21 protein-coding genes are annotated in these 20,850 nt (G+C 36.8%); 11 read left to right on the top strand and 10 right to left on the bottom strand.

Translation table 11 applies throughout. From position 1 onward, the window contains the following. Positions 1-292 precede the first annotated feature (292 nt). The 3 genes from V0410_RS17695 to V0410_RS17685 all read left to right on the top strand — a co-directional run bounded on the left by V0410_RS17695 (position 293) and on the right by V0410_RS17685 (position 2,641). Positions 293-769: a Dps family protein gene (locus tag V0410_RS17695; RefSeq protein ID WP_062673577.1), complete on the top strand. Its 477-nt coding sequence runs from the start codon at positions 293-295 to the stop codon at positions 767-769. Positions 770-864: 95 nt separating this feature from the next. Further along, a complete protein-coding gene (gene pncB, locus V0410_RS17690) occupies positions 865-2,043 on the top strand; it encodes a nicotinate phosphoribosyltransferase (RefSeq protein WP_110008537.1) in 1,179 nt (392 codons plus the stop codon). A gap of 127 nt (positions 2,044-2,170) precedes the next feature. Beyond that, entirely contained in the window at positions 2,171-2,641 is a 471-nt protein-coding gene (locus tag V0410_RS17685; protein ID WP_330745099.1) for a YciI family protein, read from the top strand. Positions 2,642-2,675: 34 nt separating this feature from the next. Here the strand turns inward: V0410_RS17685 and V0410_RS17680 are convergent, their stop codons facing one another. Then, positions 2,676-2,843, bottom strand: coding sequence for a bacteriocin-like protein (locus V0410_RS17680; RefSeq protein WP_330745098.1), 168 nt, complete (start codon positions 2,841-2,843; stop codon positions 2,676-2,678). 262 nt (positions 2,844-3,105) lie between these two features. On the opposite strand from V0410_RS17680, the gene V0410_RS17675 reads away from it, so the two are divergent. Both V0410_RS17675 and V0410_RS17670 read left to right on the top strand, forming a co-directional pair. Next, the gene (locus V0410_RS17675) at positions 3,106-3,360 is read left to right on the top strand and encodes a hypothetical protein (RefSeq protein WP_330745097.1); all 255 of its coding nucleotides are present in this window, start codon (positions 3,106-3,108) and stop codon (positions 3,358-3,360) included. Positions 3,361-3,565: 205 nt separating this feature from the next. Beyond that, positions 3,566-4,321, top strand: coding sequence for a DUF5995 family protein (locus V0410_RS17670; RefSeq protein ID WP_330745096.1), 756 nt, complete (start codon positions 3,566-3,568; stop codon positions 4,319-4,321). Positions 4,322-4,378: 57 nt separating this feature from the next. On the opposite strand, the gene V0410_RS17665 is transcribed toward V0410_RS17670, so the two are convergent. The 5 genes from V0410_RS17665 to V0410_RS17645 all read right to left on the bottom strand — a co-directional run bounded on the left by V0410_RS17665 (position 4,379) and on the right by V0410_RS17645 (position 12,217). Continuing rightward, a complete protein-coding gene (locus V0410_RS17665; protein ID WP_330745095.1) occupies positions 4,379-7,477 on the bottom strand; it encodes an efflux RND transporter permease subunit in 3,099 nt (1,032 codons plus the stop codon). After that, positions 7,477-8,592, bottom strand: coding sequence for an efflux RND transporter periplasmic adaptor subunit (locus V0410_RS17660; protein WP_330745094.1), 1,116 nt, complete (start codon positions 8,590-8,592; stop codon positions 7,477-7,479). The genes V0410_RS17665 and V0410_RS17660 overlap by 1 nt, the downstream gene beginning before the upstream one ends. 3 nt (positions 8,593-8,595) lie before the next feature. Then, on the bottom strand, positions 8,596-9,870 hold the full coding sequence (locus V0410_RS17655; RefSeq protein ID WP_330745093.1) for a TolC family protein: 1,275 nt from the start codon (positions 9,868-9,870) through the stop codon (positions 8,596-8,598). A gap of 305 nt (positions 9,871-10,175) precedes the next feature. Next, positions 10,176-11,540, bottom strand: coding sequence for a sensor histidine kinase (locus V0410_RS17650; protein WP_330745092.1), 1,365 nt, complete (start codon positions 11,538-11,540; stop codon positions 10,176-10,178). A gap of 2 nt (positions 11,541-11,542) precedes the next feature. Continuing rightward, positions 11,543-12,217 carry a response regulator transcription factor gene (locus V0410_RS17645; RefSeq protein WP_330745091.1) on the bottom strand — a complete coding sequence of 225 codons (675 nt, stop codon included), beginning with the start codon at positions 12,215-12,217 and terminating at the stop codon, positions 11,543-11,545. Positions 12,218-12,416: 199 nt separating this feature from the next. On the opposite strand from V0410_RS17645, the gene rmuC reads away from it, so the two are divergent. From rmuC to V0410_RS17625, 4 genes are all read left to right on the top strand, one after another. Next, positions 12,417-13,922: a DNA recombination protein RmuC gene (gene rmuC, locus V0410_RS17640; protein WP_330745090.1), complete on the top strand. Its 1,506-nt coding sequence runs from the start codon at positions 12,417-12,419 to the stop codon at positions 13,920-13,922. 11 nt (positions 13,923-13,933) lie between these two features. Beyond that, positions 13,934-14,773, top strand: coding sequence for a LytTR family DNA-binding domain-containing protein (locus V0410_RS17635; RefSeq protein WP_330745089.1), 840 nt, complete (start codon positions 13,934-13,936; stop codon positions 14,771-14,773). Between the two features lie 90 nt (positions 14,774-14,863). Further along, a complete protein-coding gene (locus V0410_RS17630) occupies positions 14,864-15,655 on the top strand; it encodes a CPBP family intramembrane glutamic endopeptidase (RefSeq protein ID WP_330745088.1) in 792 nt (263 codons plus the stop codon). 20 nt (positions 15,656-15,675) lie between these two features. After that, positions 15,676-16,443 carry a TrmH family RNA methyltransferase gene (locus tag V0410_RS17625; RefSeq protein WP_330745087.1) on the top strand — a complete coding sequence of 256 codons (768 nt, stop codon included), beginning with the start codon at positions 15,676-15,678 and terminating at the stop codon, positions 16,441-16,443. Positions 16,444-16,562: 119 nt separating this feature from the next. On the opposite strand, the gene V0410_RS17620 is transcribed toward V0410_RS17625, so the two are convergent. Next, positions 16,563-16,892 (bottom strand): hypothetical protein, encoded by a 330-nt coding sequence (locus V0410_RS17620; RefSeq protein WP_034694620.1) that lies wholly within the window; start codon positions 16,890-16,892, stop codon positions 16,563-16,565. Between the two features lie 183 nt (positions 16,893-17,075). Here V0410_RS17620 and V0410_RS17615 point away from each other — a divergent pair, with 183 nt between their 5' ends. Then, positions 17,076-18,257 carry a hypothetical protein gene (locus V0410_RS17615; protein ID WP_330745086.1) on the top strand — a complete coding sequence of 394 codons (1,182 nt, stop codon included), beginning with the start codon at positions 17,076-17,078 and terminating at the stop codon, positions 18,255-18,257. After that, positions 18,241-18,822 (top strand): hypothetical protein, encoded by a 582-nt coding sequence (locus tag V0410_RS17610; RefSeq protein WP_330745085.1) that lies wholly within the window; start codon positions 18,241-18,243, stop codon positions 18,820-18,822. The genes V0410_RS17615 and V0410_RS17610 overlap by 17 nt, the downstream gene beginning before the upstream one ends. Here V0410_RS17610 and V0410_RS17605 read toward each other — a convergent pair. Genes V0410_RS17605 through V0410_RS17595 form a run of 3 tightly spaced genes read right to left on the bottom strand, consistent with a single transcriptional unit; the run spans position 18,786 to position 20,826 of the window. Further along, positions 18,786-19,346 (bottom strand): 5-formyltetrahydrofolate cyclo-ligase, encoded by a 561-nt coding sequence (locus V0410_RS17605; RefSeq protein WP_330745084.1) that lies wholly within the window; start codon positions 19,344-19,346, stop codon positions 18,786-18,788. The two genes, V0410_RS17610 and V0410_RS17605, sit on opposite strands and share 37 nt — an antisense overlap. Before the next feature lie 5 nt (positions 19,347-19,351). Beyond that, entirely contained in the window at positions 19,352-19,582 is a 231-nt protein-coding gene (locus V0410_RS17600) for a ferredoxin (protein WP_330745083.1), read from the bottom strand. Beyond that, positions 19,582-20,826, bottom strand: a complete 1,245-nt coding sequence (locus tag V0410_RS17595; RefSeq protein ID WP_330745082.1) for a peptidase U32 family protein — start codon at positions 20,824-20,826, stop codon at positions 19,582-19,584. Before V0410_RS17595 ends, V0410_RS17600 begins: the two co-directional genes overlap by 1 nt. Between the last annotated feature and the right edge of the window lie 24 nt (positions 20,827-20,850).

The raw sequence follows: 20,850 nt of genomic DNA, 5'->3' as shown, positions 1-20,850 counted from the left end.
TATTTTTTTCAAGTTTAAAAAATGGGTATTAAATAATTGTGAATTTATAATTCTAAATCACATCTATAAAATTTTCATTCATAGTACAATCATAATCCCTTACCCGATATATCCAAACTATATTTAAAAACTTTCTTATAGTTATGATCTATGAATAATCCAACGAGTTCGGCACGATATTTCGTAAATTTGGGATATACAATGATAAACACAGCAGTCATCATTAAAAAGCTTCATATTCTATTGAACCGAAGTGGTGATTGTATCACATTTAAAAAATAAATATATACATATGAAAAACGCAAGTATTATCGGTCTTAAAGAAGCCGACTGTAAAAACATCTCAGAAAAATTAAATGTACTATTAGCTAACTATTCAGTATTCTACCAGAACACAAGAGGTTCTCACTGGAATATTAAAGGTGATCAGTTCTTCACCCTTCACCCGAAGTTTGAGGAATTGTACAATAGCCTGGTCTTAAAGATTGATGAGATTGCAGAAAGAATCCTTACGTTAGGAGCTACTCCTGCACATAATTATTCAGATTACTTAAAAGTAGCAACCATTAAAGAAAGCAAAGAAGTAACGGACGGTACCAAAAGTGTTGAACAGATTCTAAGTTCATTCAAAGTGGTAATTGATCTGCAGAGAGAACTTTTAGACATTACAGATAAAGCGGGAGACGAAGGTACGAATTCGCAGATGAGCGACTATATCACCGAGCAGGAGAAAGAAGTTTGGATGTACAATTCTTATCTTGGAAAATAACTCCATTAAAAGCATGGAAATATTTCAAAAAAATCGCCTTACATTTAGGCGATTTTATTTTTTATTTTTATATTTGCGTTAAAATTACACATATTATGAGCGACGTCAGATTAAACTCTATCCTTGATAATGATTTCTATAAAATAACCATGCAGAATGCTGTGGTAAAGCTATTCCCGAGTTCTATTGTAAAATATGAATTTATCAACAGGGGAAAACACCACTTTCCGGAAGGGTTTGACGCTGCTTTAAGAGAAGCTGTGAATAAAATGGCCGAGCTTAAACTTACGAAAGATGAAAAAAAGTTCATGGCGAGAACATGTCCTTATATAGATCTGCCCTATCTTGATTTTTTAGAAGGTTATCATTATGATCCGTCTGAAGTAAAAATCCACCAGGAAGGAGGAGACCTTTCCGTCATTGTGGAAGGGCTTTGGTACAGAACGATTCTTTGGGAAGTTCCACTGCTGGCATTGATCAGTGAACTGCATTACGAAATGAACCACATGGAAAGAGATTCCAACGAAGTGGTCATGAGCAAAACGATAGAAAAAGCAGATTCATTGGGCAGACTTGGAGTAACATTTGCAGAATTTGGAACGAGAAGAAGACATTCTTATAAGGTACAAAATCTGGTCATGGAAGCTTTAACCCAGAAAAAAGAGTCTACTTTTATCGGAAGTTCAAACGTGCATTTTGCAATGAAATATGGTGTAAAACCTATCGGAACGCATGCTCATGAATGGTTTATGTTCCATGCCGCCGAATATGGATTCAAAATGGCCAATGAATTGGCGCTGGAACATTGGGTAGATGTGTACAGAGGTGATCTTGGAGTAGCTTTGTCTGATACTTATACCACAGATGTATTTTTCCAGCAGTTCGACAAAAAATTTGCAAAGCTTTTCGATGGCGTTCGTCATGACAGTGGAGATGCCCTGGAATTTGCAGATAAAACCATTGCTCACTATCAACGAAATGGGATCAATCCGATGTTTAAATATATTATTTTTTCAGATGCATTAAATCTTGAAAAAGTGGAGGAAATTACCAATTATTGCAGAGGAAAAATTGGTATCTCATTCGGAATCGGCACCAACCTTACCAATGATGTAGGATTGAAGCCCATGAATATCGTAATGAAACTTATTGGCGTACAGGCTCCCAATAAAGAATGGATTCCTACAGTAAAACTTTCCGATGAGCATGGCAAATATACCGGAGATCCAAAGATGATCGAACTGGCGAAAGAATTTTTAAGAATTAAAGACTAGTAACCTCATCAGAATAATTAGATATAAACCTCGAACTCATCGAGGTTTTTTTGTTTCATATTACCATTAAAAATTCAGTTTTCAGAAATCTATAAGGATTTATTATATTTATCAAAATAAAAACAAGATGAAATCACGAACATTACTACTTGCAGGTCTCTTTCTTTCAGCATTTTCTTTTGCTCAGGAAAAGAAAGCAGAAAAACCTAAATATAATCAGGAACTGGCTACTTCTTTAGGTGCTGATAAATATGGGATGAAACCTTATACGATTGTTATGCTGACATCTGGCACTACTAAAATTGAAGACAAAGCCAAAATGGGCGAACTCATGAAAGGGCACATGGCCAATATCGGTAAACTGGCCAATGAAGGCAAAATTGTTGTTGCCGGACCTTTCCTTGAAAAGAATAAAGAAAACTACCGTGGCATGTTTATTTTCAACACCAAATCGAAGGAAGAAGCCGAGCAGTGGGTAAAAACAGATCCAGCAGTTCAGGCTGGTGTCTTCAGCTATGAAATTTTCCCTTGGTATGGCTCTGCAGCGCTGCCTTTGTATCTTAAACATCATGATGAAATTGCAAAAGAAAATCCTTAATAAATAAGAAATCCCTCAGTTGAGGGATTTTTTCTTAATCGAAACAGATAAATGGTTTTTTTGGTGGATAGCAGCAATAAGGGTTGCTGCAGAATGTGTACCCTGCCGGACATCCCCCATCTACAGGTGCTTCACAGGCTAATGCTGCACCTCCTAAAACAGTCTTTAACTCTTTTCTGTTTAAGTTTTTTAAATTTTTCATGATTAATTTAGTTTAATTTGATTTCCTACTCTTGAAGATTTTCGGATTCCTCTTTATTATTTCTCTTTACCTGGAAATAAATATACAATTTATTTTTTAATTCATTACATTTCAAACAATTATATATAAATAAATTAAAAATTTTAATTAATCAACTTTGTTTTGATGAATTAATTTAACTATTTTAGCTTATTGATAATTAACATTATTAAACTAATTACCAACAAGTTAACCATCAATCAACACCATAATTAAAAAACTCATGAAAAAATTAAACATTACAAAACTTTCGAGAACAGAACTGAAAGATGTATTCGGCGGAACACTATACCCGGCAGAATGTCCCGGAGGATGCCATGGTGAAGGCATGATCAGATGTCCTGACGGTACTACTACCATGACGAACTTTATATGCATGGGAGGAACCTGTCAACCGGCCGCCATGTGCAAACCCCTGATCCTTGAACCTTTTCCTGATCCGATTATCATCACTGATCCGGTTATCATCACCCCATAATCAGAATGAAAAATACATAAAGAGGCTGTCTCAAAAGTCAAACAATTGGCTTTTGTCATTGACTACGTCGAATCTTCGATTTCTGACGAAGGAAGAATCTTATTGATAAACAACTACATGAGATTCTTCACTACATTACATTTCGTTCAGAATGACAATTTTGAGACGCCTCTTTTTTAGTATCTTTAAGTAAACAAAAACCATCATGAAAACCATTGACGAAGTTCTGAAAAAACTGGATGAAATAATCATCTGGTGTAAAGAAAACAAGAGTCCGGCAGGATATTTTGCCTGTACCTACAGAATCATGACCGCACAGGTTCTGAAAGGAATTCAGCAGAAAAAATTTGAAGACAATCCGAGGATGACTTCACTTGACATTGCGTTTGCACAAAGATATCTTCAGGCATGGGACAGCTACAGTAAACATGAAAGATGCACCAACTCATGGTACATCGCTTTTGAAGCTGCTAAAAACAGGAATCTTTTAATATTACAGCATATATTTCTTGGTATGAATGCTCACATCAACCTGGACCTTGGTGTTTCTGCCGCTTCTATTATGCCTTACCGGAAAATAAATCCTTTAAAAAAAGATTTTGAAAACATTAATAATGTCATTGCATCAATTAATCAGAACGTACAGGATTCTTTAAACAAAATCTGTTATCCGGTAGATCTTGTTGACAAACTCTCCAACGGACAGGACAATGCTGTCCTTGATTTTGCCATTTCCAAAGCAAGAGATACTTCCTGGGCAACAGCAGTCATTGCCTCCAATACTCCTAACTTCTTAAGAGAATCTGTGATTGGTATTGTAGATTATGCCGCTGCAAAAGTTGCCACCCAAATTCTGAACCCGAAGATCCTCACTCCTGCTCTTCTGAAGGAGCTTAAAAAATGTGAAAGCAGTGATGTGATAAAAAATATTGAGGTTTTAGAATCTACAAAAAATTCGTAAAAAAGGCCGGGATCTTCCTCACGGACCCCGGCCTCATAATGAACAAAATAAAAGAAACTATATGGCTTCCTTATGCTTTTTGCGATAGGCGTAATGAAAAATAATTGGTAACACCGTAAATGAAAGCAGCATACAGATAATTAATCCTCCTACAATCATAATGGCTAAAGGTTTCTGAATTTCCGATCCCATTCCATTCGACATGGCTGCCGGAAGAAGTCCCATAGAACCCATCAGGGCAATCATCACCACCGGGCGGATTCTGCTTTTCACTCCCTGAGCTATGGATTCTTTAAGTGACATCCTGTTTTGCAGATTTTCTTTCATCACTCCGATCAGAACGATACCATCAATGGTGGCCACTCCGAAAAGGATAATGAAACCAATTCCTGCTGAAATTCCGAAGATCGTTCCCGTAAACCAAAGGGATAAAAACCCTCCGATGAATGCAAATGCCAATGTAATGGAAGAAATCAGCGTATCTTTTATATTTCCGAAATTGAAGTACAACAGCATCAGAATAAGAACTAAAGAAATCGGCACCACCATAGCCAGCTGTTTTGCGGCTCTTTCTTTACTTTCAAACTCTCCGGCCCACGTCATTTTATGCTTTTTCGGAAGCTTCACATCTTTATCTACTTTCGCTTTGGCTTCTTTGATGGTACTTCCCAGATCACGTCCTTCAATATTAAATCCAACTCCGATATATCTGCTGTTTCCTTCACGGTAAATAAATGATGGCCCCGTATGATAATCAATGGTTGCAATTTCTTTCAGCGGAACTTTTTTATTGTCCTGAGTCGGGATCAGAATATTTCCCATTTTTTCAGGCGTATCTCTGTAATCTTTTTCAAACCTGAGCATTACGTCAAACATTCTCTCCTGTTCATAAAACTTGGTAGCGGCCTGCCCTCCGATTGTCATTTCAATCACAGCCTGTGCATCTGCTGTGGAGACTCCATATTTTGCCATTTTGGAATCGTGAAGCTGTATTCTCAACTCAGGAAGTCCGATATTTTTGAAAACATTCACATCCGATATTCCCGGAACGGTTCTGATGGAATTAGCTACTTTATTGGCGTAATTTTCCAGCTCAAATAAATCATTCCCGAAAATTTTAATCACCAGCGGAGCTTTTACTCCTGCCACATATTCTTCCACGTTATCTTGTATAGGCTGACTAAATCCAAAATTGATACCCGGAAATTTCTCAAGAGAGACTCTCATCTCTTCAAGGAGTTCTTCTTTGGATACTTTTTTCTTCCATTCATTTTCCGGCTTCAGCTGAATATTAAATTCGATATTAAAGAACCCGGTGGGATCGGTTCCGTCGTTAGGACGGCCTGTTTGGGTCATGACAAATTTTACTTCATCATACTTCATGAGAATTTCCTTCATTTCTTTGGTCAATCGTACAGATTCATCCAGATTGACACTGTTGGGAAGGGTTGCTCTTACATAAATTGCGCCTTCGTTCAGTTTGGGTAAAAACTCAGATCCATAATTGGAGAATCTCCATCCGCAAACAGCAAGCAAGGCAACGAAACCAATGATGAATCCCTTTTTGTGACGGTCACTGAACTCGTAGATTCTATAGATATTGACTTTGAAGAATCTTGAAATAAAGTTTTCTTTCTCTTCAATATTTTTTGTCAATAGCAGCTTACACATTGCCGGAACATACGTTAAACTTAAGATCAATGATCCTAGTAATGCATACCCAAGTGTAAATGCTAATGGAGAGAACATCTTACCTTCTACTTTCTGGAAAGAGAAAATCGGCATCAGAGCAACAATAAGAATCAATAAGGCGAAGAAAATATAGCTCGCTACGCTTCCTGCACTTTTCTTGATGATACCGAGTTTTGAAATTTTATTGAATCTCCGCAGCCCTATCTTTTTTGCTTTAAGTTCGAGGGCGACAAAGACATGTTCCACAATAACCAGCGTTCCTTCCAGAAGCAGCCCAAAATCCAGTGCTCCCATGGAAATCAGATTGGCCGGCAGACCCTGAATTTTAAGCATAATAATAGCAAACAGGAAAGCCAGAGGAATCACTGACGCTACAATAAAAGTGGTTCTCCAGTTGTAAAGGAAAATAAATACAATGATGGAAACCAGAATAACTCCTTCAATAAGGTTTTTGGAAACGGTATGAACCGTTGTGTTCACCAGTTCTGTACGGTCGATGATCGGAACAATCTGAACGTCACCAGGAAGTTCTCCTCCATTCAGTTCTTCTATTCTGTCTTTCAGTCTTGCAATGACTTCGCTTGGATTTTCGCCCCGAAGCATAATCACAATTCCCTGTACAACATCATTTTCTTTGTTGTATCCTACCTGCCCCAATCTCGGTTTCGCAGAAACTTTTACTTCCGCAACGTGTTTCACCAGAATAGGGGTTGAACCTTTGACCTCGATCTGAATATTCTCTATATCTTCTTTTTTCTCCAAAAGACCGATCCCCCGCACTACATAAGCCTGATCACCTTTTGCCACTACATCTCCTCCTACATTGATATTACTCTTCGAAACTGCTTCATACACATCCAGGGGGGAAAGGTCGTAATTGTGTAATTCCGTAGGATTAATTTTTATTTCATATGTTTTTTCTTCTCCTCCAAAGCTCACGACATCAGCCACTCCGGGAACGGCCAGCAATTCTCTTTCTACCACCCAATCCTGAATAGCGGTTACTTCTTTGATCGGGAGTTTACTCTTGATAATATATCTGTAAATTTCACCGGTAGCTCCCGAAGGAGGCTCAATACTGTATTCTGCTCCGGCTGGAAGTTCTACGTTTCCCAGTTTATTGGAAGCATATTGCTGGGCATAAAAATCATTGACATGATCATCAAAAATAACCGTCACCACAGACAATCCGAATAAGGAAATGGAACGCACCGATGTTTTATTCGGGATGGCATTCATTTCCTTTGAAATGGGTAATGTGACAAATTTTTCAATTTCCTCAGCACTTCTTCCAGGCCATTGGGTAATCACTCTCACCCTGGTATTGGTAACATCCGGAAATGCTTCAATAGGTGTATGCAGATAGGAATAGATTCCTCCGGCGAGCAATAGAAAAGTTCCCAAAAGAACAATCAGTGAGTTTTTTAAAGAGAAGGAAACTATATTCTGTACAAATTTTCGCATTACTTCGTGGAATTATTTAATTGGTTTTTCAGGTTTTCATAAATCAGCAGCCCGTTGGAAGCAATGACATTTTCACCTGGTTTTAAATTGCCTTCTACATAAATATACTGGCTGTTGGAAGCAATTTCCGTTACGGGTCTGATCTCCAGTTCACAGTCTTTTTTGTAAACCACTACATAGCTTTGGTTATTGTCAAAGATTAAGGCTTTCGCAGGAATAGCCAATGCGCTTTTATTTTGTGAATTCACTGGCAATACTACATCTGCAGACATTCCCGGTCTCAACTTCATCCCGTTATTATCCATAATGATTTTGGCTTTGAGTACTCTTTCATTTTCATTAAAAACCTGGGAAATAGTATTAATCTTCCCTGAAAAACTGTCATCAGGATAAGCAAGCGTTTTCACCACTACCGGCTGATCCACATAAACGTGTCTCATATTGGTAGCATACACATTGGCCATTACCCATACCTTATCCAGATTGGAAATGGTAAAGAGCTGATCTCCTCCGGCAGTAACAGGCATTCCTTTTGAAATATTCTTTGAAATCACATATCCGTCCGCAGGCGCTTTTATCTGAATCGTGCTTCCTCCGGCGGAATACAGCTGCATATTTTTCTGTGTCTTGGAAATATTGGATTGCAGTATGGCTACTTCAGATCTTGCTTCCTGCAAATCTTTTTGAGAGGCAATATCATCTTTATACATGGCTTCTACGGAAGACAGTTTTCTTTTCGCAACAGCCAGCTGCGCCTGCAGAGTCTGGGTATCATCCTGCATTTCGTTAACGGCTGTACTTTTTACACTAGCCAGCGTTTGTCCTTTTTTCACATAATCACCAAGAGAGAAATAAGTATCTATTACCACTCCGTCTACAAGACTTACAAAAGGAACCGTTTTATCAGAATTACTTTCCACTTCCCCGGTAAGCGTAATACTTTCTTCTATGGGAAGCATTTCTGCTTTGGCCAGTTTAATCTCTTGTTTAAGTTCTTTGCTGATGCAATAGGCTTTTTGGGTTTCTTTATTTTCTGCTTTTCCGGCACAGCCTGTAAAAATGACGAGGGCAGACAGGTAAGCCGCAGCAATGTATGGGTTCATATTCTTGTTCATATCTTATAAATCTTGTCCTACAACATACTGCAGGTTTTCGTAGTATTGATTCAATTCTTTTTTAGTATCCAGGATGATCATTTTATTTCCGATATAGGTATCCAGAAAATCCATATATTCAAGCATGCTGATATTTCTGAGTCTGAAATTTTTCTCATGGCTTATCAACAGTCCGTCCAGCGTAGATTCGTAATTGTCATCAATTTCTTCCGACACCTGTTGTGTTCTGATATAGTTTCTGAAAACAGATACAATTTCGTTCTCAGATTTCAGCATGTTTTTGCGGGTCTCCAGTTTACTTTTCTCAATTTCGAGCTTAGCTTCCTGAATATTTCCTTTGTTACGGTCGAAAATGGGCAGATCCATAGAAACTCCTAATCCTATAAAGTCTTTCATGATATTTCCTCCGCGGTCATATCCAATAGAAACTGCAACATCAGGTGTTTTCATAGCGTTTTGAATTTCCAGATTTTTGGCAGCGTGTTTCTCTTTATTTTTGGAGATCATGATATCGGGACGGTTTTCTTTTGCCTTTTCCATCCATTGATTCATTTCCAGCTCTGACAGTTGTTTTTCGGGCATGACCAATGGATCTGAAATCTCCAGATAGGTTTGAGAAGGCAGCATTAATAAAGCTTTCAGTTCTACCTGCTGGTCTTCGATTTCCTGCTTCAATGAAACCAGTTTCTTTTTGAATTCAATTTCCTGGGCTTTTAAGCGGACATATTCAGCTTTACTGATATTACCAAGGTTTAATTGATTATTATAGGATTTTGTTAATTTCTCAATGGAAGCAATCTGTCCCTGATAGATCTTTTGCTGTTCCTGATTATATAGAATTTCAGTAATCGTATTTCTGAGTGTCTTTTTAAGTTCACGCAAAACTTCCTGCAGATCATACTTCTCTCCTTCCACTTCTATTTTCTGAAGTTCAATATTTTTTCTTCTTTTCCCTGCCGTCTGAATCACCTGTTCGATCTCGGCAGAAATCTGGGTACTTTTTCCCCAGTTTCTGATCAGCGCAGGCTGCTCTTCGATGTCATAGGTTCTCCATAGATTCACCTCACTGATACTCAATGTAGGATTAGGCCAGTATTTAGCCTGGACAGCTCTTGCCTCGGCTTGTGAAATTTCAAGTTTCTGTGCAATAAGGTCAAGGTTTTTAGCCAGAAAAATAGTTTCAGCCTCCTTTCTGCTGATTTTCATAGTGTCTGAAATCTGTGCAGAAAAGAAACTGAAACAGGGAATATAAAATAGTGTAAAAAATAGCTTCTTCAAGGGTCTCTTATTTAAGACCACAAAGCTATTTGTCTAATATTAGAGGGAATTGTAAAGAGAATTAAAATTCGGTTAGTTCAACATTAGAGTTTGATTAGAACTTTTTTTATTCCTGGGAATTGTGTTTGAATTGGTATGTTTTGGCTAAAGCCGAAGGATTTTGATTGTATTTTGTAAGCGGGTTAAAACCCACTCCTATTGAATTTAAATCTCTCACAGATTTCACGGATGACACAGATTTTTAAGATTTAAAATGAAGCTAAAATCATCAATTGGTGAGATCTGCGAAATCTGTGGAAGAAAAATCAGGAATGGGCAGGAAATTCCAGAAGAACATTGGTTCCCACATTAACCGCAGAATCAATTTTCATCACAATATGATGATGATCAAAAATACTTTTTGAAAGCGATAAACCAATTCCGCTGCCTTTTACAGCATCTACATTTTTTCCTCTGTAGAAAGTCTCTGATATTTTCACAAGATCATCAGCCGGAATTCCTCTTCCTTCATCCCTGACCTCGATGTACAACTGACTGTTCATTTCAGATAATGTGATCACTATAGGTTTGTCATAGGAATATTTGATGGCATTTTCTACAATATTATATAACGCCAGGTAGAGAAGCATCTCGTTTCCCGGGAATTCCAGCAAAGCAGGTTTCGTTACCTGAAGCTGTATTTTGATAGATGAATGATTTTCTTTTGCCTTGGGCTCCAGTTTTTCATAAATCTTCCAGATCAGCTCATCTACTCTCATTAATTTGTGAGAAGATTCCAGTTTGGTCATTCCGGACATCAGCAAAAGATTGTTGAGAATATTTTCAATCTCATATACGTTTTCCAATGACTCTTTGGCCACTTCCCTATATTCTTCCGGTGTACGGTCTTTTTGGGCAAATACTTCAAGATTCCCTGAAATGGCTGCTAAGGGAGTTTTAAATTCATGAGAAACATAATTGATAAAGTTCTGCTGTAAAAGCACATTTTCGGAAATTCTGCCCAGCAGTTTATTATAAGATTTAATGAGATCTTCAATTTCATCATTGGTATTGGTGGAAGTAATAATTGCCGTAGAAATATTATCATATTCCACTTTATTGATCCGTTCCACCACATTGGAAATAGGTTTATAAACTACCTTGGAAAGATATCTGCTCAGGAAATAAATCGCAAGCAGGCCGATGACCAATACCGAAAGCATGATAATAGCCAATCTCAGGATCTGCGACTGGAAAGAATCGTTGGAAGACTTTACAAAAACCACAAAGTCACCCTGGTTATCAGGATAAAAAATTCCGTAGTAGAATTGATTATCAGACATAAACTGAATTCCCTTATTATTCCGGACAGCCTGCAAGTGGGAAAGTTTTATATTCTTATCATTCAGATTGTGTCCAAAAGTCACTTCATTATTCTGATTATAAACCGCAACCCTGTTATTCTGAATCAGATGATTGTATTCTTTTTTGATCTGGGCATGTCGGTCTTTCGGGAGTTCGTCTTTTTCAAGATAATAAATAGCAGAGATCAGAGCTGTATTTCTTAGCTTTTCAAAATAAAAAATTTTGGTACTGTCATAATAGGCAAAAAATATCACCGCAGATGTGATGATAGAAACGATGCCGAATGAAAGGCTTGAAATAAGGGTAAATCTGTTTCTGAGCGTCATTTTCAGTCTTTGATCAAATATCCGGTTCCTTTTACTGTATGAATAATTTTCTGTTCTGTCTCATCAATCTTATTACGAACATAGGAAATATAAACATCCACTACATTCGTTGTATTATCAAAATCAATTCCCCATACCTTATGCAAAATCTGGGTTCTGCTCAATACTTTATTTTTATTCTCCATCAGGAAAGTAAAAAGTTTATATTCTGTCGGTGAAAACTCTATTTCCCTACCGTTCTGGGTTACTTTATGAAGATCGGTATCAATGGTGATAGTACCACAAGATAACAATTGGTCTTCTTTCTGATAACTTAATTTATTTCTTCTGGTTAACGCCTTAATCCTTGAAATCAGTTCTTCAAAATGAAACGGTTTTGATAAATAATCATCAGCACCCATATCCAGCATTTTGATCTTATCATCAGGACTGTTCAAAGCACTTAAAACCAAAATCGGAGTATAATTTCCTTTAAATCTGATGATTTGTGTCAACTGCATGCCATCCAGTCCGGGAAGCATGATATCCATTAAAATAATATCAAAATCATAGGTATGAAGAAGCTCAAGCGCCTTTTCACCGGAATCTGCCAGGGTCGTATTATAGCCAGCCTCGGAAAGGCCTTTTATCAGGAAATTACTGATTCTTTGATCATCTTCTACCAGCAAAATATTCATAAGTCTCTGAAATTTCCCATAAATATAGGTATTCTAATTCAGAAAGGAAGATGGAGGCCGGAAGAGAGAAGTAATAGAATTTTATAAAGCAATTGTTTCATTTTATTTACCTTTAAAAAAACAGTCAGTTCTTATCGGTCCAAAAGGAACTTCCAACATCCCGCTTCCAGCTTCCAGCCTTTTTTCATAATTTTGAAACATGGAGATGATATATTTAATTATTGGATTGGTTGCCGGTGGCATACTGGGAGCGGTTATTTTATATTTTGCGCTGAAATCATCAATGGTTTCAAGAAGTTCTTATGATGCACTGAACACCTTATCTATTAAAAATCAATCTGATCTTGAAAATTCCAACCAGAAAATTCAGGAGCTTAATCAAATCATCAGTGAAGAGAAAGAAGCCAATATGCTGCAGCAGGACCTTCTGGATGATCTGAAAAACGAATTTTCTAAAATCTCCGCCGAATATTCTTCTTTGAACATCCAGTTTCAGGAGTTAAAACAAATCAATCAGAGACAGACTTCTCAGATAGAAACCCACATTCTTGAAAAGCAGACCCTTTTTGCTAAAAACTCTGAGCTTTCTGCTAAAAATGAAGGTCTTCAACAATCTCTTGACACCCAGAAAGAAGAAATTGTCAAGATTCAGGAAGATTCTAAACTTCAGTTTGAAAACCTTGCCAATAAAATTTTAGAAGAAAAAACAGAAAAGTTTACGGCTTTAAATCAAAATAATTTAAAAAACATCCTTGAACCTTTTCAGGAGAAAATCGCGGATTTAAAAAACAAAGTCAACGAAGCCTACGAAAAGGAAAATAAAGAACGCTTCTCCCTTGCTGAAAAAGTGAAAGAACTGGCAGAACTGAACCAGCAGATTTCTGAGGATGCCAAAAAACTGACCCGTGCTCTGAAAGGAGAAAGCAAAACCCAGGGGAACTGGGGCGAAATGATTCTGGAAAGTATTCTTGAAAAATCCGGACTGGTAAAAGGAAGAGAATATTTCCTGGAGCATGAATTGCGTGATGAAGATAACAAAGCTTTATTCTCCGAATTTTCCGGAAAGAAAATGCGTCCTGATGCTGTTGTAAAATACCCGGATGAAAGAAATGTCATCATTGATTCTAAAGTATCTCTGACCGCTTTCACAGAATTGGTAGATGAAACTGATGCTGATGTTTATGCCATAAAACTGAGCCAGCATCTTGGATCTATCAAAAACCATATTAATCAACTCAGTCAGAAAGCATACGATGACTATGGAAAATCATTGGATTTCGTGATGATGTTTATTCCGAGTGAACCGGCTTATATTGCAGCAATGCAGGCAGACCAGAATCTTTGGAACTATGCTTACGAAAGAAGAATCCTGTTGTTGAATCCAAGCAATCTGATCACTTCTCTTAAGCTGATTGCCGATCTTTGGAAACGCGAATATCAAAACCGGAATTCTATTGAAATTGCTGATCGAGGAGCCAGACTCTATGACAAATTTGTAGGTTTTGTAGAAAATCTGGAAAAAGTAGGACGAAATCTGGATCAGGCGAAAAATGTATTCAATGATGCTTACAAGCAGCTTCATACCGGAAATGACAACCTGGTAATCCAGACTCAGAAATTGAAATCATTAGGCATTAAAAATAAAAAAGAGCTGCCTCAAAGTCTTATTGACAACGGCAATTTTATTGAAACATCAGAAAGTTAAATCTGGATTTTATGTTTTCATTTACAGCACATCCATACCCCAAATCCGAATCTTTCAAAGAAATTTTTGTTTCTTCATTGGGAGCAGGAGTTGCTGTGTATTTGTTTCTGATTATTTTACAGCCTTTTGGTACGGAAAACTTTCAACATCCTTACAAGTTTTTACTACTTTTCCCCTATTGTATTATTTTTGGAACTGCATTTTTAATCGCTAATCTTATAACTTCCCGTTTCAGCAACTGGAATATTGGTTTGGAACTCTTAAAAATAACTTTCATTCTATGTATGGGTTCTGTTCTATCCTACTTTTACAATTCATTATTCTTGAGCCATGTAAAGCTGGATATAGTCAATTACTTTTATATGTTCCTGTATACTTTGGCTGTCGGAATTCCTATTTCAATCATCTATATTTTATCACGGTACATCTATTTAAAGAATATTCATGAAAAGAAAGCCCGCGATATTTCTCAACATCTTCCCGTTTCGGCTTCTGAACAACGACAAAATCTGTTAAAAATAACGGCACAGAATATAGAACTTATCATCAATGAGAACGATTTTCTATTCGTTCAGTCCATGGAAAACTATTGTACATTTTACTTCTTAGAGAACAACAGCTTACAAAAAGCATTTATAAGAATAAGTTTAGCCAATGCTTTACAACAAATCGAAACAGGCTCTGTCAAAAAATGCCACCGTTCTTATATTGTCAACCTTGGAAGGGTAAAGAAACTCAAAGGAAATGCTCAGGGTTATAAATTAATTCTTCCGGAAATTGATTTTGAAATTCCTGTTTCAAGAAGTTTTATTCCTTCAATTATTCCTCAGTTACAGCAGCAAAATCTATAAATTTTGTCATTCGTCACTATTCTTTGTCATTCATCACATTAACTTGAAAACATTGATTTAAAGCTACATTTTTGCTCAAAATTAACAGTTATGAGTAAAAACATCCGCTTCTTTTTCATCTTTATTCTAGGATTTACAGCCTATTATTTCTTTGATTTCCTCTTTTTTAAAACCATACAGACTCTCTCAAAAGATTTGTTTCACAGTAAAGCAATAGCCCATATAATTGCTTATTCGGTAACATTAATCCCATTGATAGTCACATTAAAAATTCTGTTACCTCAAAGAAATATCCTTGATCTGTTCTCATTAAACAAACCCATTACCATAGGATTTGTGTTAGCACTTACCGGAACTATTCCTATGCTCATTGGATACCTGATTCATTTTAAAACAATCTCTAAAATAAATTTTGAATCCTTGTTTATCAATACTCTTTCATCAGCATTTTTTGAAGAAATTATTTTCAGAGCATTTCTTATCGGAATACTATACAGATTTACGCGGCTTGGATTTTTATCCTCTGCATTATTAGGGTCATTGCTGTTTGCACAAGTACATTTGTATCAAAGTCAGAACTTAATAGAACTTACCGAAATATTTACCATTACATTTTTAGGATCAATATTTTTCGCCTGGGCATATTTTGAATCGGAATACAACTTATGGACCGCCATTTTCCTTCATTTTTTTATGAATTTGTACTGGGAAATCTTTAATGTATCGGAAAATGTTTCCGGAAACTTCTATGGAAATCTCTATAAACTTCTCTCCATTATCGTCCTGATCTTAGCGGTCATCTATTCTAAAAGGAAAAACAAAACTCCATTTGAGGTTACATGGAAAAGCCTTTTTATCAAAACCAGAGAAGTTCAATCATAAATTTTGCATAATTTTGCAGCATGTTGATAGAAAGTTTTCAAAACGATAAAATAAAAAACGTCACTAAGCTCCTTACTGACAACAGGTTTCGTAAAAAATCAAAAGTTTTTGTGGTAGAGGGCCAGCAGGAAAATGAAAGGGCCATTCAGTATGATTTTGAACCGCTGGAGTTCTTTATCTGTGAAAATATCTTTAAAGGAACTCTTCCCGATGGAAAAATCCATTATGTAAGTGTAAAAGTCTATGAAAAAATAGCTTACAGAGGAAGTTCCGAAGGAATTATCGGCATTTACCATACCAAAGAAAATTCACTTTCATCATTTGTTCCTAAAGAAGATGCTACGATAATCATTGTAGAAGGCGTGGAAAAACCGGGAAATCTTGGCGCTATTTTAAGAAGCTGTGAGGCATTTGGTATTGATGCGCTGATTGTTGCTGACGGGAAAACCGATTTCTACAACCCTAATGTGATCAGATCCAGTGTAGGATGCCTTTTCGGAATGGAAGTCTATCAGGCTGAAAATACGGAAACATTGGAATTCCTGCAGAAAAACAGTTTCAATATCTACACTACGCTGATGGACGAAAGTGCTGAAGACCTTTATCAAAGAGATTTCAGACAGCGTTCTGCCGTATTATTCGGAACGGAACATTCCGGGTTAAGTGACTTCTGGATCGGAAAAGGAAAAAACACACTGATCCCCATGGCCGGAAGTATTGATTCTTTGAACCTGAGCAATGCAGTAGCAATTACGTGCTATGAATCTCTGAAACAAAAGAAAGGATAAACTGTTGGTCTTATTCTGATAGTAAATAGATTGCTTCGCCTAAGTCCCGCAATGACTAAGCATAAAAAAACCGTTTCACTGGGTGAAACGGTTCTTTTATTGTTAAGCGTATGCTAGAATTATTTCTTAGCAGCATCTTTAGCAGCATCAGCAGCTCCTTTAGCAGCATCAGCAGCACCTTTAGCAGCGTCAGCAGCACCTTTAGCAGCATCTTTAGCAACTTCAGCACCAGCAGCAGTAGTAGCAGCAGCAGCATCTTTAGTAGCTTCTACAGCAGTAGTTGCAGCAGAATCAACAACTTTAGCAGCTGAATCAGAAACTACAGCAGCAGAATCAGCTACAGTAGCAGCAGCAGAATCAGTTGTACCTTCAGTAGCAGTAGCTTCAGTTTTTTTACAAGCAACTAGAGAGATTGCAGCGATAGCAGCTACGAATAATGACTTTTTCATAATAAATTAAATTTAATTTTGTTAATATTGTTTTATAAAATTTTCTTCTGTTCTGTTATTTGAACAAGACAAAGGTAGAGCAGTTAGAAAATTTGTCTATGAAAAATAATTGTAATACCTTTGTAAAATAGTTTTACAAAAAAACATAGCTGATAATCAACAATTTAATTATTTTTTGAAAAATTGACAGATTTGGATCTATTACACTTTGAACAGCTAAAAAAGGATGTTCAGGGTCAATACTTAAAAGAATATACCCCTTCGCAGGATGACATATCCAAGTGGAAGGGTATAGATATTATATATTTTCAGGAAGACCTTCGAAAAAAAGCGAAAGGAAACATCAGTGAAAAGTCATTTTACACTTATTTTAAAACTTCACCGGTTACTAAATTACCAAGAATAGATATGCTCAATTTATTGAGTATTTATGCAGGTTACAACTCATGGTACGATTTCAAGAAACAGCATCTTTTTGCGGGTGAATTACTTCAGGAAAATGAAAATTTTGAAGACGAAGATCTCGAAGAACTTGAAAAAACAGTTTCTGAAGCTCCTGAACTTCCAAAAACTGAATTTCAACCTAAAAAAGTTGAAATCAGGACCCCAGAAAATACTGATTTACAAAAATCGAATACTGAAAATCAATTAGTTAATCAAAACAAGACAATTACCCACGAAACTGAAATTTCATCTGTTCCGGCAAAGAAAAATTTCTTCAAAAAGAATGCCTGGGCACTTGTTACTTCAGTTTTGATTACCATTACCGGTCTTTTAGGTTTTAAAGATGTTCTTTTTTCAAAAACTTATAAATATTGTTTCATTGATAAGGACAGAGGAGTTTCTGTGATCAATACTTTAGAAATAATGGTAGTGAAGGAAAATGAATCTCCGTTGATGTATAAAATAAAGCCGGGCGAATGTTTTTATTATTCTACCAAGGATAAAAATTTAAAAATGAGAATCAGCGCCCCTTTCTATGAGCCACTGGAAGTGAACAGAAACCTTGAAAATGCTCCTGAAGAAGAAAAGATCGAATTAAAGCCGGATGATTACAAGATGGCGGTTTATTATTTCTCTATCAAAGACATCAAGGGAGGAAATCCGGATGAGCAGGTTGCTCTTATCAAGCAAAAAAGAAATCAGCTTGAAAACCTGATCAGTAACAATGCAGTAATTTATCAGGTATATGACAATGATACGTATGGTATAGAAAGCCTGAATAAGCAGAAATATATCACGCTGGTAACTACTCCAACGACCTCTCTGAAAAACCTGAATGTAATAGAAATGAAAAAGGATACCAAAGGTAAAATTGTATCCATCAAATTTAAAATTGCTACCACAGATGAAAAGAATAAGTAATTTTTTAATTTTCACCGTGCTTCTGACGTTATTTATTGCCTGTAATAATAAAACCTCAGAGGTAAGCGACCTCGATAAGCTACGAAACAGCACCAACGAAAAAAGCTACCCTGCCGTACAGATGGATAGCATGCAGGCGATTAATTCCATCACCAAACAGAAAGTTCAGGAACTTCTTGATCTATCTACTCTATATCTCAGTGGAAACAGAAATACGGAAATAGATACTGTCATTTATTCCCAGATGGAAAGCTATTTTCACAAACCGGATTCACTGACATTTAAAAGATTACTGAAAGAACTGGACAGCATGAAAGTAAAGACAGCGAAAGTCAGCAATCTGAATGTATATAAAGATTTTTATAAAAAAGATACACTAGACTACGCCAAGTTTAATGTGGAATATTTTGATAGTAAGAACAAGTCTCTGGGAAGCTTTGAAAAGAATGCACAATACATCTTATTGTCTACATCAAAGCTTAAAAAAGAGTTTAAATTCTACTTTTTAGATTTTTATTCCAAACCGCTTCAAAAAGACAGCACTTCGGTAGGAGTAACCAAATAGTCAAGAGGAATATCATTTTCCCAGACATCATCCACATATTCATCGGGGGCAAAATAATTGACTCCGATTTTTTTTGCCTCGGGAGAAATAGTTTGAAACAAGCCGTCATAAAATCCTTTACCATAGCCTACTCTGTTCCCTTTTTTGTCGCAATACAACAAAGGCGTAATCACATAATGAAAGTATTTTTCGCCAGAATCTTCATTGGAAACAGGTTCTGAAATCCCCCAACTGTTGGTTTCAAAAGCAGTATCTTCGGAAATTTCAATATTAATCAGTTTATCCGCTACAATTTTAGGAACATACACCCGGATATTCTGTGCTAAAAAATATTGAATGAAGATTTGGGTATCAATTTCTTTTCTTGCCGGAATCGGGATAAAAACGTGTACTTTTTCTGATTCTTTTGGCTTAAAATATTGAATGAAATTCTCAAAAATCTTCTCAGATAACAGAAAAGCCTCATCGGCAGACAAGGCTTTCCTTTTTTGGGTATATTTTTTTCTAAGCTCAGCTTTCAGCATAATGATTAAGTGATTCTTACAGAAATAATTTTCACAGGACAGGCGTTGGCAGCTCTCTCCAAATATTCAAACGCTTCGTGGTCTGGTGTTTTTAACGTGTAGAAGTCTTTTTTATCAATAGTCTTAAGCAATACCGATTTACCATCTTTTTTAGACATTCTAAAATATTCCGGAGCAAATTCGACACAGTAATTACAACCAATACATTTTTCTCTCTGAAGTGTAGCAATGACCATTACGCTTTAACAATTTTATATAATTTGTCACTTGGCCGTACACGGAACTTCGTAGGAAAAGTAATCACATCAGACTTTGTTGCCTTGTCTGCCCCTGTCTTCGCATCAACAATCATACTTTCGATGACCATTTCCTGTGATCCTGTAGTAGGTCCCTGTATAAGGACACTGTCTCCTACAGAAATATCATAGGCTTCAACCACAAATTCTGCAATATTGGATTTCGGATAGAAATGCCGTCCTTTTCCAATATAAACTTTCTTTTGTGTTGCACTGGAACCGGAGTTTGAAGACCAGTCACCCAGCTCCTGACCAAGATAATATCCACTCCAGAAGCCTCTGTTGTATACGGTCTCCAGAAGTTTCATCCATTCACCCACTTTTTCTTGAGAAAACGTTCCTTCCGCAATACTGTCAATTGCTTCTCTATAACATTTTGTAACTGTTGCTACATATTCCGGAGCCCTCCCTCTTCCTTCTATCTTTAAGACTTTCACGCCGGCATCCACAATCTGATTCAGGAAACCAATCGTACAAAGGTCTTTGGGAGACATCATATATTCGTTATCAAGTTCAATTTCAAAACCTGACTCCTGATCAATCACTGTATATTTTTTCCGGCAGTTCTGTTTGCAGGCCCCTCTGTTTGCTGAAGAATTATGGGAATGCAGGCTCAGATAACATTTCCCGGATACAGCCATGCATAAGGCACCATGTCCGAAAATCTCCACTTCAACAAGATTACCGGAAGGTCCTTTTACCTGATCTTTTTCAATCTGAGTACAGATTTTTTTGATCTGGCTGATACTTAATTCACGGCTCATCACCATGGTATCAGCAAAAAGAGCATAGAATTTTACGGTTTCAATATTGGTTATATTAATCTGGGTGGAAATATGCACCTCCATACCAATTTGCCTTGCATAAGAGATTACAGCCTGGTCCATTGCAATTACTGCTGTGAGACCTGCTTCTTTCGCTTTATCTAAAAGTGTTCTGACGATAGACAGATCATGATCATAGATGATGGTGTTAAGGGTCAGATACGTTCTTACTCCTTTTTCAGCACATCTTTTGGCGATTTCCGGCAGATCATCAATCGTGAAGTTCATTGTTGCTCTTGCACGCATGTTGAGCTGCTCAACACCAAAATAGACAGAGTCTGCACCGTTATCTATAGCTGCCTGAAGTGATATGAAATCTCCTGCAGGAGACATCAGTTCTATTTTTCCGCTTGTTGTCATTGTAAGTCTGGAATTATTAAGTTG

It is taken from the genome of Chryseobacterium sp. CP-77 (genome assembly GCF_036362765.1).
In the GTDB taxonomy this organism is placed as follows: domain Bacteria; phylum Bacteroidota; class Bacteroidia; order Flavobacteriales; family Weeksellaceae; genus Chryseobacterium; species Chryseobacterium cupriresistens.
This window is presented reverse-complemented; position numbering and strand designations above follow the sequence as displayed.

What these genes read in the sequence shown, in the direction of transcription:
- V0410_RS17625 (WP_330745087.1), top strand. Translation starts at nt 15,676, where the DNA reads ATGTTGATAGAAAGTTTTCAAAACGATAAAATAAAAAACGTCACTAAG.
- V0410_RS17600 (WP_330745083.1), bottom strand. Translation starts at nt 19,582, where the DNA reads ATGGTCATTGCTACACTTCAGAGAGAAAAATGTATTGGTTGTAATTAC.
- V0410_RS17670 (WP_330745096.1), top strand. Translation starts at nt 3,566, where the DNA reads ATGAAAACCATTGACGAAGTTCTGAAAAAACTGGATGAAATAATCATC.
- V0410_RS17645 (WP_330745091.1), bottom strand. Translation starts at nt 12,217, where the DNA reads ATGAATATTTTGCTGGTAGAAGATGATCAAAGAATCAGTAATTTCCTG.
- V0410_RS17595 (WP_330745082.1), bottom strand. Translation starts at nt 20,826, where the DNA reads ATGACAACAAGCGGAAAAATAGAACTGATGTCTCCTGCAGGAGATTTC.
- V0410_RS17675 (WP_330745097.1), top strand. Translation starts at nt 3,106, where the DNA reads ATGAAAAAATTAAACATTACAAAACTTTCGAGAACAGAACTGAAAGAT.
- V0410_RS17605 (WP_330745084.1), bottom strand. Translation starts at nt 19,346, where the DNA reads ATGCTGAAAGCTGAGCTTAGAAAAAAATATACCCAAAAAAGGAAAGCC.
- V0410_RS17635 (WP_330745089.1), top strand. Translation starts at nt 13,934, where the DNA reads ATGTTTTCATTTACAGCACATCCATACCCCAAATCCGAATCTTTCAAA.
- V0410_RS17610 (WP_330745085.1), top strand. Translation starts at nt 18,241, where the DNA reads ATGAAAAGAATAAGTAATTTTTTAATTTTCACCGTGCTTCTGACGTTA.
- V0410_RS17650 (WP_330745092.1), bottom strand. Translation starts at nt 11,540, where the DNA reads ATGACGCTCAGAAACAGATTTACCCTTATTTCAAGCCTTTCATTCGGC.
- V0410_RS17630 (WP_330745088.1), top strand. Translation starts at nt 14,864, where the DNA reads ATGAGTAAAAACATCCGCTTCTTTTTCATCTTTATTCTAGGATTTACA.
- V0410_RS17685 (WP_330745099.1), top strand. Translation starts at nt 2,171, where the DNA reads ATGAAATCACGAACATTACTACTTGCAGGTCTCTTTCTTTCAGCATTT.
- V0410_RS17660 (WP_330745094.1), bottom strand. Translation starts at nt 8,592, where the DNA reads ATGAACAAGAATATGAACCCATACATTGCTGCGGCTTACCTGTCTGCC.
- V0410_RS17680 (WP_330745098.1), bottom strand. Translation starts at nt 2,843, where the DNA reads ATGAAAAATTTAAAAAACTTAAACAGAAAAGAGTTAAAGACTGTTTTA.
- V0410_RS17695 (WP_062673577.1), top strand. Translation starts at nt 293, where the DNA reads ATGAAAAACGCAAGTATTATCGGTCTTAAAGAAGCCGACTGTAAAAAC.
- pncB (WP_110008537.1), top strand. Translation starts at nt 865, where the DNA reads ATGAGCGACGTCAGATTAAACTCTATCCTTGATAATGATTTCTATAAA.
- V0410_RS17620 (WP_034694620.1), bottom strand. Translation starts at nt 16,892, where the DNA reads ATGAAAAAGTCATTATTCGTAGCTGCTATCGCTGCAATCTCTCTAGTT.
- V0410_RS17665 (WP_330745095.1), bottom strand. Translation starts at nt 7,477, where the DNA reads ATGCGAAAATTTGTACAGAATATAGTTTCCTTCTCTTTAAAAAACTCA.
- rmuC (WP_330745090.1), top strand. Translation starts at nt 12,417, where the DNA reads ATGGAGATGATATATTTAATTATTGGATTGGTTGCCGGTGGCATACTG.